Origin of the sequence: Brachybacterium sp. FME24, assembly GCF_014897705.1 — a bacterium.
Lineage (GTDB): Bacteria > Actinomycetota > Actinomycetes > Actinomycetales > Dermabacteraceae > Brachybacterium.
Map to the genome: position 1 here is coordinate 1 of NZ_JABUXV010000014.1, position 12,345 is coordinate 12,345.

Below are 12,345 nucleotides of genomic sequence, written 5' to 3' on the forward strand. Positions count from 1 at the left end.
AAGGATCCAGCGCCCCGTAGTCGTAGTCGAGATCCGGAAGCGTGTAGTCAGCCATGATCAGCCCTTTCGTCGAGTAGTTGCCACGACCCTAGAACCTCAAGCGCACTTGAAGGCAAATGCGTCCGTCATAGTTCGTCGCGGGCGGAACCCTCGCGACCGGAGTCGCTGCCGGCGATGTCCTCCAGACGGCGGGCACCGGCGCCGGTCGCAGCCAGAGCATCGTCGGGGTTGAGCAGCGCGCACGCCTTCAGCGACAGGCAGCCGCAGCCGATGCAGCCGGTGAGCTCGTGCTCGAGGCGCTCGATCCCGCGACGGCGATCCTCGAGCTGCCGCTTCCATCGTCGCGACGCCTTCTGCCAGTCCCCATGGGAGGGCGTGCGGTCCATCGGCACCTCACCGAAGGCGTCGTGCACGTCGGACAGCGGCATGGCCAGGCGCTTGGCCACCGAGATCAGCGAGACCCGGCGCAGCATGTGGCGGGCGTAGCGGCGCTGATTGCCGCTGGTGCGCACGGTGGCGATGAGGCCGATGTCCTCGTAGTACCGCAGGGCGGAGGCGGCCACGCCGGTGCGGCGGCTCATCTCGCCGATCGTCAGAAGCTCATCGGGCTCGTGCGGCGCGTTCATACTTGCTCTCCCGGCTTGACTTAAAGGGCACTTGAGATCCTACTGTCCTTGCAGGACCAAACGGGAAAGGGAGGCCTCCGTGACGTATGTGATCGCGCTGCCCTGCGTAGACGTGAAGGATCGCGGCTGCGTGGACGAATGTCCGGTGGACTGCATCTATGAAGGCGACCGGATGCTCTACATCCAACCGGACGAATGCGTGGACTGTGGCGCCTGCGAGCCGGTCTGCCCGGTCGAGGCGATCTTCTATGAGGACGACACCCCGGATGCCTGGGCGGACTTCTACGCGGCCAACGTCGAGTTCTTCGACGATCTCGGCGCCCCGGGCGGCGCGGCGAAGACCGGCGTGATCCCCAAGGACCATCCGCTCGTCGCAGCACTTCCCCCGCAGGAGAACCCGCTGGAGTGACCTGCAGCCCTCAGGCCGGCGGAATGTTGTGCGTCAGGCGGAACATGTTCCGTCCGTCGACGTGCGACTTGACCGAGGCCAGGCGCTCGTAGGTCTCGGGGATGTATGCCCGCCGCACGGCCTCCGGGCCCGCCTCGTCGCTCGACAGGAAGTTGACGTAGCTGCCTCCCGTGCTCCATGCCTCCATCGCGCCGATCAGCCGCGTCCCGTAGGCGCGGACGTCCTCGACCTGCTCGGGTGGGGCGACGCCGATGGTGAAGAAGGTGAACGCCGCCTCGCGATGCCCGACGGCGTTGCCACCGTCGGGTTCCCTCGCCAGCGCCCCTCCGAGCTGCCGCACCTCGACCAGACTCATCGGCGACTCGGACTCGGCGCCGGCGAGGTTGATGATCGCCGACAGCGCCTCGTCGGGCAGTTCGGCCAGCAGCGTGGTCCGCTCGTACGCCGGGATCGGCCCTTCCGGATCACTGTGGATCCGGTCCCACTCGGTGAAAGGGATCTCGGCGACGGAGTCCGACAGCACGGGGGCGACCTCGCGCAGCGGAGCGACGAGCCGCTCGCCCTCGTGAGCCTCCCCGTCATAGGAGACCCGCAGACTCACCACCAGCTTCCCGCGCACCGGCTCGGGCAGGGGGGCGTCCGGCGGCACCTGGACGAAGGCAGCCGACGTGGTGATCTTCTCGGGGGCCTCCGCGGCCCAGTCCCGCCACACCGGCAGCACGTCCTGCGCGGTCTCGGCGGCGAACAGGAGCGCCCCGGCGTACAGCGTCGGCACGGGGAACAGCCCGAAGTCCATCGACGTCACGATGCCGAAGTTCCCCTTTCCGCCGCGGGCGGCCCAGAAGAGGTCCTCCTCGCACTCGGGGGTCGCCTGTCGCAGCTCCCCGTCGGCGGTGACGATCTCGAACCGGTCGACGTGGTCGGCCGCGTAGCCGTGACGACGGCCGATGGCGGGGCTCAGGCCGCCGCCCAGGGTGTACCCGACGACGCCGACGCTCGGGGAGGACCCCGCCAGTCCGGCCAGACCGTGATGGGCGGCCCTCTCGGCCACCTCGCCCCAGCGCACGCCGGGCCCGACCCGCGCCGCCGAGCGGTGACGGTCGATCCGCACGCGATCCATCCCGGCGGTGTTGACGACGATGCCGCCGTCGAAAGGGACCGAGGCCTGGTGGCCCGTCGCCATCACGGCGACCGGCAGGTCCTGCCGGCCGGCGTAGCGCACGGCGTCCTGGACGTGATGGGAGTGATGGGCGAGGACCACGGCCTCGGGCCGGTGCGTGATCGATACGTTGAACCGCGCCAGCGACTCCTCGTATCCCGGATCACCGGGACGGAGCCAGTGCGCGGGCGGGCCCTCGGCGCCGGCGGGCGGGGCCTGCAGCGCAGCGGCGGCGCTGACCGAGCCGGCGACACCGAGGATCCCGCCGGCTCGCAGCAGGTTCCGTCGTCCCAGGGTCGGGGTGGTGGGGGCGGTGGGGGCAGTGGGGGCGGTGGCGTTCTGGTGCGACGTCATCATGCGGTACCTCTTCCTCGACGCGAGCGGCGATGCTCACCTGCGTGCGTCTCGGGGTCGGCCTGCACGCGGAGCCGGTGCGCTCCTACCGAGCGCAATTCGGGCGACGCTACAAGCTCTCAGCGCGGCTACCCAAGGGTCATCTGGATTCGATCCGGAGCTGACACACGTGTGAGGTTCCCACGATTCGAGGCGCAGGCTCATACACTGCGGATATGTCCATACCTGACATCGTAGTGAAGGCCGCCTCCGGGCTCCTCAGCATCGGCGGTCTCTCCGAGGTGACAGGGGCGAGCCCCCGTTCGCTGCGCTACTACGAGGAGCAGGGACTGATCACCCCGCAGCGCACAGCGGCCGGTCATCGGCGCTACGACTCCGACGCGGTGGACCAGGTGATCCTGGTCCAGCGCATGTTCTCCGCAGGCCTCTCGAGCGCCGAGATCCAACCCATCCTGCCCGGGATGATCGACGAGGAGCATCGCACCGGCCTGCTGGTCGCGGAGCTGCGCGGCTTCCGGCACCGCCTGCACCAGGACATCGCGCGTCAGCTCGACGCCATCGACATCCTCGACGAGGTGATCGAGGAATACGACGGGGGCCTGGCGGGGCCTGACGGGCAGGCATGATGGGGCGATGCGCGACAGACCGCCCTCGGGCCGCAGGCGGTACACCGCCGGGGACTACGCCCTGACCTTCGGTCTCGCCGCCGTGGCGTGCGCCCTGATCCCCGTGATCGGCGACCTGATCGCAGCCCCGGTGGCGGTGCTCGCCGTCGTGCTCGGTCTGATCGGGATCAGCCACCATGACAGCGGCCGCACTCACCGCGTGCTGCCTGCCGCGGTCGGAGCGGCCCTGGGCGCGGTCGCGCTCTTCGTCGTCCTCGTGATGTTCCTGGCCACGAGCTCGTCGGCCTGAGACGCCCGGCCAGTGCCCGACCCGCGCCACACCAGGGTTCTGGGCGCCGCGCACAAGACGTCGATGTCGTGAACGGGGGCGCCACGGATTCTCCGTCGTGCCAGACTTCCCCTCATGAGCGACAGCGTCCCCTGGCGAACCCTGCAGCCCGGCCAGCGTGCCCGGATCCGGATCTGGGACCGCGCGAGCGGGGAGGTGCGCACGGTCCACGAGTCCCGGGAGCGCCTCTACGAGGCTCCGAACTGGACGCGTGAGGGGCGCCTGCTGGTCAACGGCGAGGGCAAGCTGTGGTTCCTCCCGGCCGACGGGTCCGCCGGGCCTCAACTGTTCGACGTGCCGGGCCTGCCGCCGGTGAACAATGATCACGTGCTCACCCCGGACGGCACCGGCGTGCTCGCCTCCGCGAGCGACCGGCACATCTGGCACGTCCCCTTCGACGGCCGCCGGATTCGACGCGTCACCAGCGAGGACGGCATCATGCACTTCCTGCATGGCGTCAGTCCGGACGGCACGCAGCTGGCGTACGTGCGCCTGGACGCGCGAGGCGAGCACCCCTGGGGCAGCGCCCGTATCCACACCCTCGGCGTCGACGGCCACGGCGATCGGGCGATCACCACCGATCCCGGCCCGGCCGACGGCCCGGCATGGACCCCGGACGGGCGGTGGATCCTGCTGAACACCGAGCAGTTCTCCACCGCCCCCGGGCACGCGCAGCTGGCCCGGATCCGCCCTGACGGCACCCAGCTCGAGCAGCTGACGTTCGACGAGCGCGTGAACTGGTTCCCGCACGTCGCGCCCACCGGCGACGTGGTGGTCTACGTGAGCTTCCCGCCCGGCACCATCGGCCATCCCGAGAACAGGCCGGTCCAGCTGCGGCTCGTGGACGTGGGTGCCTGGCAGGAGCCGACCACGCTGGTCGAGCTGCACGGCGGGCAGGGCACGATGAACGTGCCCAGCTGGGCGCCGGACGGCTCGGCCTTCGCCTTCGTCGACTACCCGGAGTAGGTCACCCCAGGCCGTAGAACTCGTGCGGATCCTTGGCCAGGGATGCCTTCACGTGGCGGCTCCAGTCGTCCACGAGCACTTCGATCTGCCCGGCCTCGACGCCGTCCAGCACGGCGTCGGCGACGTCGTGCGGGGCGGCCTTCTCCCCGGGTACGGCGCGACCCATGTCCGTGTCGGCCAGCCCCAGATGGACCGAGGTCACCAGAGTGCTCTGACTCGCGAGCTCGAGTCGCAGCCCGTTGCTCGCGGCCCAGTTGGCCGCCTTGGAGACGTGGTACCCGTTGCCGCTGGTGTGGGCGAACCAGGACATCGCGGAGGCGACGTTCACGATCGCTCCCCCGCCGTGGGCGGCGAGTCCCGGGGCGAAGGCGCGGGCCATGCGCAGGGTGCCGAACAGGTTGGTGTCGAGTTCCCGCTGCAGCCCTTCGAGGTCGCCGGTGAGGAGATCGGTCCAGGACTGGATCCCGGCATTGTTGATCAGGAGGTCGACGCCGGAGGCCTGCTCGGCGACCGCAGCGATCTGGGCGGGATCCGTGATGTCGAGGCGCAGCGGCTCGACTCCCGGGAGGTCGATGGCTTCGGGATCGCGGGCGGTGGCGTAGACGGTCGTGGCACCGCGCTCGAGCAGGCGCTGGGCGAGGGCGCGGCCGAGTCCGCGGTTGGCTCCGGTGATGAGGGCTGTGGCTCCGGTGATGTGCATGTCGACAACGCTAGGACTTGACGTTAACGTCAGAGGCAAGTCGTCGTCGGAAGGGATCTCGAATGCTCCGGATCGGACAGCTCGCCGCGCAGGCGGGCGTGAGCCCGCGGGCACTGCGCTACTACGAGCAGCAGGGGCTGCTGGAGGCAGAGCGCACCGCGAGCGGACAGCGGGTCTATCCCGCGGCCGCGGTGGAGAAGGTGCGCTTCTTCCAGTTGATGTACGCCGCCGGCCTGACCAGCGACAACATCGCGACCTTGTTGCCGTGCGTCGAGTCCGGCCACACGGACGCCGCTCAGCGGGAGATGCTGCATGCCCAGCGCGACCGGGTCCGAGCGCGCCGCGACAAGCTGCAGGCGGCTCTGGATCGGCTGGAGGGTGTCATCGAGGTCACCGCCTCGCATCCCTGAGCGAGAAGGGCGGTCCGTGCCTCTCGCCAGTTCGCCGGCATCGTGCCATCCTGACTCCGACGACGGGTGGCGTGCAGCGTGGTTCCCCGATACCGCGGGCGTCGCCACCGGCCGGCATCTTTCCCGCAGGAACCGCCCGAGCATCCAGGAGTCACCTCATGGCACAACCCCACGTTCCCGAGCCCGTCGCCTCCTTCATCGAGGCCGTCAACCGACACGATGAGCAGGCCTTCCTCGATGCCTTCGGCACCGAGGGAACGGAGGGGTCCGTCGATGACTGGGGCCGGGACTTCCCCGATCGCGAGTCCATCAAGCAATGGAGCGACAAGGAGTTCATCGGCGCCCGCGGGGTCCTGACCCCGGAGGAGGTCACGGTGGACGGCACCCGCGTGACCGTCATCGGCGACTGGCGCAGCAATCACGCCAATGGCCGCAGCTCCTTCACCTTCGACGTCGACGGTGATCGGATCGCGAAGATGACCATCCGCGAAGGATGATCTGAGCAGGGGCGACGCCGGTCAGCGCGGACGGTTCGTCAGTTCGTCGTCGGCCGATGTCGAGAACCGCCCTCCGGCTCCGTCCCCTGGGTACACGCGACCCAACGGGTCGCAGACATACGAAGGAGACTCGTCATGGCCAAGTACCTGCTTCTGAAGCACTACCGAGGCGCACCCGCCGGAGTCAACGACGTCCCGATGGACCGGTGGACGCCCGCAGAGGTCGATGCGCACATGCAGTACATGAACGACTTCGCGGACCGCCTTCGCGACTCCGGGGAGTTCGTCGACGCCCAGGCGCTCTCCCCGGAAGGGATGTTCGTGCAGTACGGCGGAGAAGGGAAGCCGCCGGTCACCGACGGGCCCTTCGCCGAGACCAAGGATCTCATCGCCGGGTGGATGATCATCGACGTCGAGAGCCATCAGCGGGCCATCGACCTCGCCGGCGAGCTGTCGGCGGCACCCGGCAAGGACGGGAACCCCATCCATGAGTGGCTCGAACTGCGCCCATTCCTGGGGGAGCAGCCGCCGGCCACCGAGTGAACGAGACCCGACTGCGGGAGCACGTGCCGGCAGTCATCAGCATCCTCCGCCGCCGCGGAGCCGACTTCGCGGCAGCGGAGGATGCCGTGCAGGACGCCCTGCTCGCAGCGCTCACCACCTGGCCGCACGACCCTCCCCGGGACCCGCAGGCCTGGTTGGTCACGGTCGCCTGGCGCAAGTTCCTCGACCACGCGCGGTCCGAGGCCTCCCGGCGTCGCCGGGAGGAGTTCGACGCCCTGGACCCTGATCCCGGCCCCGTCCGGGCGGTCGACGACTCCCTGCAGCTCTACTTCCTGTGCGCGCACCCGGCGCTGACCTCGGCATCCGCGGTAGCACTGACGCTGCGGGCGGTCGGCGGGCTCACCACGCGCCAGATCGCGCAGGCGTACCTGGTGCCCGAGGCGACCATGGCCCAGCGGATCTCCCGCGCCAAGCGCACGATCGCCGGCACGCGGCTGGACGCCCCCGGGGACCTCGCCACCGTGCTGCGCGTGCTCTACCTGATCTTCAACGAGGGCTACTCCGGGGATGTGGACCTCGCGGCGGAGTCGATCCGTCTCACCCGGCAGCTGCACGCCGGGGTCGACCATCCCGAGATCGAGGGGCTGCTCTCGCTCCTGCTGCTGCACCATGCGCGACGGTCAGCGCGATTCACCACCGGCGGCGCCCTCGTGCCCCTTCCGGAGCAGGATCGCTCCCGATGGGACACGGCGCTGATCGCCGAGGGCATCGGGATCCTGCAGCACGCCCTCGCCCGGGACCGCCTCGGGCAGTTCCAGGCGCAGGCCGCGATCGCCGCCCTGCACGCCGATGCCCGACAGGCGCAGGAGACGGACTGGCCCCAGATCCTCCAGTGGTACGACGAGCTGCTCGCACTCACCGACACGCCGGTCATCCGCCTGAACCGGGCGGTCGCGCTGGGGGAGGCCGATGGGCCGCGCGCCGCACTCGCGGCTCTGGAGGACCTCGATCCTGCGCTCCCCCGGTTCGCGGCCGTCTCCGCCTACCTGCACGAGAGGGACGGGGACCAGGCCACGGCCGCACGGCTCTACGCCGAGGCCTCCGCTGCCGCCGCGACCACCGCGGAGCGGGACCATCTGATCAGGCAGGCTGCTCGACTGAACACCGAGCAGCGCTGACAGCGCCGGCTGTGCGGGACGGCAGCGCACACGAGAAGGAGACAGCACCCCCTTGCCATGACACCATGCGTGGTGTCATAGTGGCGTCATGGATTTGACCCGATACGTCGACGAGCTGCAGCGCCAGCTGTCCACCGCAGCGGCGGCGGGCGGCGAGGACGCCCGCGATCTCGCTGCCCGCCTCACCGCCCCCCTCGACGCCGCTGTCCGGCTGGTGCTGCTGGACGCACTCTCCGATGCCACCGGAGAGATCTCCGCCGAGCTCGCCCCGGGGTCCGTCGACCTGCGCCTCCGAGGCGGAAGCCCCGAGTTCGTGGTCGCCCCGGCCCAGCAGCCTGACCCCCCCTCTCCCTCGGAAAGTGCTTCTGAACTGCGCCATCAGCGGCCGGAGAGTGAAGGAGGGGCCACCTCACGCACCACCCTGCGTCTCCCCGATCACCTCAAGAACCAGGTCGAGCTCGCTGCCGCCCGCGATGGCGTCTCGGTGAACTCCTGGCTGGTGCGGGCCGTCGCGGGATCGCTCGAACAGCAGTCCAGCACCTCGGCCACCCGCTCCGGGTCGGGTCGGCGCGTCACCGGATGGGCGCGCTGACCGTACCGCGACCGGCACCCCGGACCTGCACCACATAGACACCACGACGACACCACTTGAGGAGCTCCGTCATGCCCACATTTCCTGCCGCCACCCCGATCGCCCTCGCCGTCGACGTCCCCTTCGCCTCCCTCCACGTCGTCGCCTCCGACCGGGAGGACGCGGTCGTCACCGTGCTGCCGACCGACCCGGCACGCTCCGGAAGCCGGCGCGCCGCCGAGGAGGTGCAGGTCGAGCAGCGCGGTGACTCGATCACCGTGACCTACCCCGGGTCGTGGAAGCAGTTCGTGCTCCCCTTCGCGGCCGGCACCGCGAACATCACCGTCGAGCTCCCTTCCGGCTCCGCCGTGCGCGGCAAGACCGGCTCGCTCCTGGTCGAGGGCGCGCTCGGCGCCGTCGACATGACGCTGTCCGGCGGTGATGCCCGCCTCGATGCTGTCGAGCGACTGGACCTCAAGGTCTCCGCCGGTTCCGCGGTCGTCGGCCGCATCGACGGCACCACGACGGTCGCGGTCAGCGCCGGATCCGTGCGCATCGGAGAGATCGCCGGGGACGGGACCATCCGGGCCTCCAACGGGACGACCACCGTCGAGCATCTCCGGGGAACGCTCGAGATCCTCGGGGCCCATGGCGACATCGCGGTGGGAAGCCTGCAGGGCGACCTCGTGGCGAAGTCCGCCCATGCCGGCCTCCGCGTCGGCCGTCTCGAGAGCGGCCGCGCCACCCTCACGACCTCCTTCGGCTCCGTGCGCAACCTGCTCACCCCCACCGACGGTCCCGTCCAGGACGAGGCCACCGCCCAGATCCAGGCGAGCACGCGCTATGGCGACATCGTCGTCCAACGTCCGTGACCCCCACCATCCCTCGAGGAGAAGAGCCATGACCACCGAGCAGATATCCCCGCCGGCCCTGCGGGTGCGCGGGATCGAGAAGTCCTTCCAGGACCTGCACGTCCTCCGCGGCGTCGACCTCGACGTGGCACCGGGCGCCGTCGTCGCTCTGCTCGGGTCGAACGGAGCGGGCAAGACCACCCTGGTGCGCATCCTGTCGACACTGCTCCAGGCCGATGCGGGCAGCGCGAGCGTCAACGGCTACGACGTCGCCGCGCAGTCCGGAAAGGTCCGGGAATCTCTCAGCCTCACCGGCCAGTTCGCCGCGGTCGACGGCGTCCTCACCGGCCGGGAGAACCTCCTCCTCGTCGCGCGGCTGCGACACCTCAAGAACCCCGGCTCCATCGCCGACGACCTGCTGGACCGGTTCTCGCTCGCCGCGGCGGGGAATCGACCTGCCTCGACCTACTCGGGCGGCATGCGCCGCCGGCTCGACATCGCCATGAGCCTGATCGGCGAGCCGCCGATCATCGTCCTCGACGAGCCGACCACGGGTCTGGACCCGCAGGCCCGGCTCGAGGTGTGGAGGACCATCACCTCGCTCGCCACTGGCGGCGCCACCGTGCTGCTGACCACTCAGCACCTCGAGGAGGCCGAGCAGCTCGCCGACCGCATCGCGATCCTGCACGAAGGTCGGATCATCCAGCACGGCACGCTCGCCGACCTCAAGCGGCTGCTCCCTCCCGCGGAGGTCGAGTACGTCGAGAAGCAGCCCTCGCTCGAAGAGGTGTTCCTCTCCGTCGTCGGAGCGCCCACCACCCCCACGACCTCACAGGACCTCCGATGACCACCACGCAGTTCCTGTCCGACACCCGGGTCCTCACCGGGCGCTCCCTCCGACACATCCTGCGCAGCCCCGACACCATCATCACCACCGCCGTCACGCCGATCGCGCTGCTGCTGCTGTTCGTCTACGTCATCGGCGGGGCCATCGAGACCGGTTCCGAGGGGTCCTACGTCGACTACCTCCTGCCCGGCATCCTGCTCATCACGATCGCCTCCGGCGTGGCCTACACCGCGTACCGCCTGTTCCTGGACATGCAGGGCGGCATCGTCGAACGCTTCCAGTCGATGCCCATCGCGCGGTCGAGCGTCCTGTGGGCGCACGTGCTCACGTCCGTCACCGCGAACGCGGCGTCCGTCGCGCTCGTGGTCGTCGTCGCGCTGATCATGGGCTTCCGCACCGGCGCGTCGATACTGGCCTGGCTCGCGGTCATCGGCCTTCTGACCCTCTTCATCCTCGCCCTGACCTGGATCGCCGTGATCGCCGGGCTCTCGGCGAAGACGGTCGACGGGGCGAGCGCGTTCAGCTATCCCCTGATCTTCCTGCCGTTCATCAGCTCGGCGTTCGTGCCCACCGAATCGATGCCCGCCCCGGTGGCGTGGTTCGCGCAGAACCAGCCGGTGACCTCGATCGTGAACACCCTGCGCGCGCTGTTCGCCCAGGAGAGCGTCGGCAACGACCTCTGGATCTCCCTGGCCTGGCTGCTCGGGATCCTGGTGGTGGCCTGCGCAGCGGCGACGGCGATCTACCGGCGTCGGATCCGCTGAGCCCGGCTCATCCTTCGACGGCAGCGGCATCGACTCTCACCGGATCCCGGCGCTCAGGCTGCGTCGGCCGTCCTCCGAAGTCGGCCGACCACGGTGTCGACCACCACGAACGCGGCCAGGCTCACTCCCATCAGCGGCAGCATGAGGCCGACACCCGCCGCGGCGAGCAGCACCAGGGCCACGCCCCACCACGGAGCGCGGTGCAGTGCGCCGCGGCGCGGCGGTCTCGCCGGCCCGCGCCCGCCGCCGGTGGGGCGGCGCTGCCACCACATCAGATAGCCCCACACGATCATCGCGACCAGCGTCGAGGCGATCACGAACAGCACGAGCTGGTTCACCAGGCCGAACATCGATCCCATGTGCAGATCGATGCCCCAGCGGGTGAGCTTCGCAGCGAAGTCCTGGTCGGCGAAGTCGGTACGGTCGACGACCTCGAGCGAGGCGCCGTCGATGGCCACGGCATCCACCTTCGTCGGGTAACTGCGCTGGATCTCCTCCACCACCCACGCGGTGTCGGCGTCGGCCGGAGGGCGGATCTCGATCAGGCCGGTATCGATGTTCACGGCCTGCCCCGCTGCGAGGACGTCGTCGATCGCGGACGGGCCCGGCGCAGTGGCCACCAGGGCGCCGCCCGTCTCCATCTCGTGCGCCGCGTGCTCACCATCCTCGCCTCCACCGTGCCCGGCGTGCTCGTCTCCGCCGTCTACGGCGCTCCCCGCAGCCGGCTCGGTGTTCGAGGGCACCTGCGTGCTCACGGCCTGGGTGGTGAAGCCGAAGGCTCCGCGGATCGTCCCGATATTCGCGCCGCCGTACTGCGACCACGTGATCCCGGTGGCCGAGAGGAACAGGGCACCGAGCAGCACCCACGCTCCCATGGAGGAGTGCAGGGAAAGGGTCCGACGGTAGCCGCGCGCCCGGAGGTCCGGTCGCAGCATGTCCCTCGTCCGGCGAGCACGGCGCGCCCGACGGACCCACAGCCCGAGGCCCGCCACCGCGATCACTCCGAGCCAGGAGGCGGACAGCTCGCTGTAGAGCCGACCGACCTCACCGAGGTGCAGGTTGCGGTGGAGCTGGTCGATCCAGGTGCGCACGGGGAGAGATCCGCTGGTGCCGTAGACGGTGAGGTCGCCGCGGATCTCGGCGGTCGCGGGGTCCACGAAGACCGCCCGCGTCTCGCCCTCCCCGAGGGAGTCATCGGCGTACATCACGCGGGTCGTGTCGCCCACCTCGGGCGCGGGCCGGACCGCGGCGATCGTCCCGTCCTCGCCGTGGTGGGCATCCGCTGCCGCGACCTGCTCGGCGAGCGCCAGCGGCACCCCGTCCGACGGGGTCGTCAGTTCGTCGGCGTAGATCATCTGCTCCAGGTGCGGAGTCAGCGCGTAGAGCGCACCGCTGGCCGCGGAGATCAGGATGAAGGGGGCGACGAAGATCGCGGCGTAGAAATGCAGGCGCAGCAGCAGTTGGCCGAGCCATCGCTCACGGGGACGGGTGGTGGCGGCCATGGCGAGATCCTGTCGGTGGGCGCGGCGGAGCGCGCGGCATGTGTCGCGGAGCA

16 protein-coding genes are annotated in these 12,345 nt (G+C 70.2%); 12 read left to right on the forward strand and 4 right to left on the reverse strand.

The window, feature by feature from the left end; genetic code table 11:
- Positions 1-125: 125 nt before the first annotated feature.
- On the reverse strand, positions 126-626 hold the full coding sequence (gene soxR, locus INT51_RS15625; RefSeq protein WP_193106269.1) for a redox-sensitive transcriptional activator SoxR: 501 nt from the start codon (positions 624-626) through the stop codon (positions 126-128).
- A gap of 79 nt (positions 627-705) precedes the next feature.
- Here soxR and fdxA point away from each other — a divergent pair, with 79 nt between their 5' ends.
- Complete coding sequence (fdxA, locus tag INT51_RS15630) at positions 706-1,035, forward strand: ferredoxin (RefSeq protein ID WP_193106270.1); 330 nt, start codon at positions 706-708, stop codon at positions 1,033-1,035.
- 10 nt (positions 1,036-1,045) lie between these two features.
- Here fdxA and INT51_RS15635 read toward each other — a convergent pair whose 3' ends face one another.
- A complete protein-coding gene (locus INT51_RS15635) occupies positions 1,046-2,551 on the reverse strand; it encodes an FAD-binding oxidoreductase (RefSeq protein ID WP_226985789.1) in 1,506 nt (501 codons plus the stop codon).
- A gap of 212 nt (positions 2,552-2,763) precedes the next feature.
- On the opposite strand from INT51_RS15635, the gene INT51_RS15640 reads away from it, so the two are divergent.
- From INT51_RS15640 to INT51_RS15650, 3 genes are all read left to right on the forward strand, one after another.
- Positions 2,764-3,174: a MerR family transcriptional regulator gene (locus tag INT51_RS15640; RefSeq protein WP_193106271.1), complete on the forward strand. Its 411-nt coding sequence runs from the start codon at positions 2,764-2,766 to the stop codon at positions 3,172-3,174.
- Between the two features lie 7 nt (positions 3,175-3,181).
- Positions 3,182-3,463 carry a hypothetical protein gene (locus INT51_RS15645; protein WP_193106272.1) on the forward strand — a complete coding sequence of 94 codons (282 nt, stop codon included), beginning with the start codon at positions 3,182-3,184 and terminating at the stop codon, positions 3,461-3,463.
- Between the two features lie 114 nt (positions 3,464-3,577).
- A complete protein-coding gene (locus INT51_RS15650) occupies positions 3,578-4,468 on the forward strand; it encodes a TolB family protein (protein WP_193106273.1) in 891 nt (296 codons plus the stop codon).
- A 1-nt stretch (position 4,469) separates the two neighbouring features.
- Here the strand turns inward: INT51_RS15650 and INT51_RS15655 are convergent, their stop codons facing one another.
- Positions 4,470-5,168, reverse strand: a complete 699-nt coding sequence (locus INT51_RS15655) for an SDR family oxidoreductase (protein WP_193106274.1) — start codon at positions 5,166-5,168, stop codon at positions 4,470-4,472.
- A 62-nt stretch (positions 5,169-5,230) separates the two neighbouring features.
- Between INT51_RS15655 and INT51_RS15660 the strand changes: the two genes are divergently transcribed.
- From INT51_RS15660 to INT51_RS15695, 8 genes are all read left to right on the forward strand, one after another.
- Positions 5,231-5,578, forward strand: a complete 348-nt coding sequence (locus INT51_RS15660) for a MerR family transcriptional regulator (RefSeq protein WP_193106275.1) — start codon at positions 5,231-5,233, stop codon at positions 5,576-5,578.
- 158 nt (positions 5,579-5,736) lie between these two features.
- Positions 5,737-6,075 carry a nuclear transport factor 2 family protein gene (locus INT51_RS15665; protein WP_193106276.1) on the forward strand — a complete coding sequence of 113 codons (339 nt, stop codon included), beginning with the start codon at positions 5,737-5,739 and terminating at the stop codon, positions 6,073-6,075.
- 135 nt (positions 6,076-6,210) lie between these two features.
- The gene (locus INT51_RS15670) at positions 6,211-6,618 is read left to right on the forward strand and encodes a YciI family protein (RefSeq protein ID WP_193106277.1); all 408 of its coding nucleotides are present in this window, start codon (positions 6,211-6,213) and stop codon (positions 6,616-6,618) included.
- The gene (locus INT51_RS15675; protein ID WP_193106278.1) at positions 6,615-7,757 is read left to right on the forward strand and encodes an RNA polymerase sigma factor; all 1,143 of its coding nucleotides are present in this window, start codon (positions 6,615-6,617) and stop codon (positions 7,755-7,757) included. Before INT51_RS15670 ends, INT51_RS15675 begins: the two co-directional genes overlap by 4 nt.
- An 88-nt stretch (positions 7,758-7,845) precedes the next feature.
- Positions 7,846-8,349: a histidine kinase gene (locus INT51_RS15680; RefSeq protein ID WP_193106279.1), complete on the forward strand. Its 504-nt coding sequence runs from the start codon at positions 7,846-7,848 to the stop codon at positions 8,347-8,349.
- Positions 8,350-8,420: 71 nt separating this feature from the next.
- A complete protein-coding gene (locus tag INT51_RS15685; RefSeq protein ID WP_193106280.1) occupies positions 8,421-9,200 on the forward strand; it encodes a DUF4097 family beta strand repeat-containing protein in 780 nt (259 codons plus the stop codon).
- Positions 9,201-9,228: 28 nt separating this feature from the next.
- On the forward strand, positions 9,229-10,026 hold the full coding sequence (locus INT51_RS15690) for an ABC transporter ATP-binding protein (protein WP_193106281.1): 798 nt from the start codon (positions 9,229-9,231) through the stop codon (positions 10,024-10,026).
- The gene (locus INT51_RS15695) at positions 10,023-10,790 is read left to right on the forward strand and encodes an ABC transporter permease (RefSeq protein WP_193106282.1); all 768 of its coding nucleotides are present in this window, start codon (positions 10,023-10,025) and stop codon (positions 10,788-10,790) included. The genes INT51_RS15690 and INT51_RS15695 overlap by 4 nt, the downstream gene beginning before the upstream one ends.
- A 53-nt stretch (positions 10,791-10,843) precedes the next feature.
- Here the strand turns inward: INT51_RS15695 and INT51_RS15700 are convergent, their stop codons facing one another.
- Positions 10,844-12,292 carry a PepSY domain-containing protein gene (locus tag INT51_RS15700; protein WP_193106283.1) on the reverse strand — a complete coding sequence of 483 codons (1,449 nt, stop codon included), beginning with the start codon at positions 12,290-12,292 and terminating at the stop codon, positions 10,844-10,846.
- Positions 12,293-12,345 lie beyond the last annotated feature (53 nt).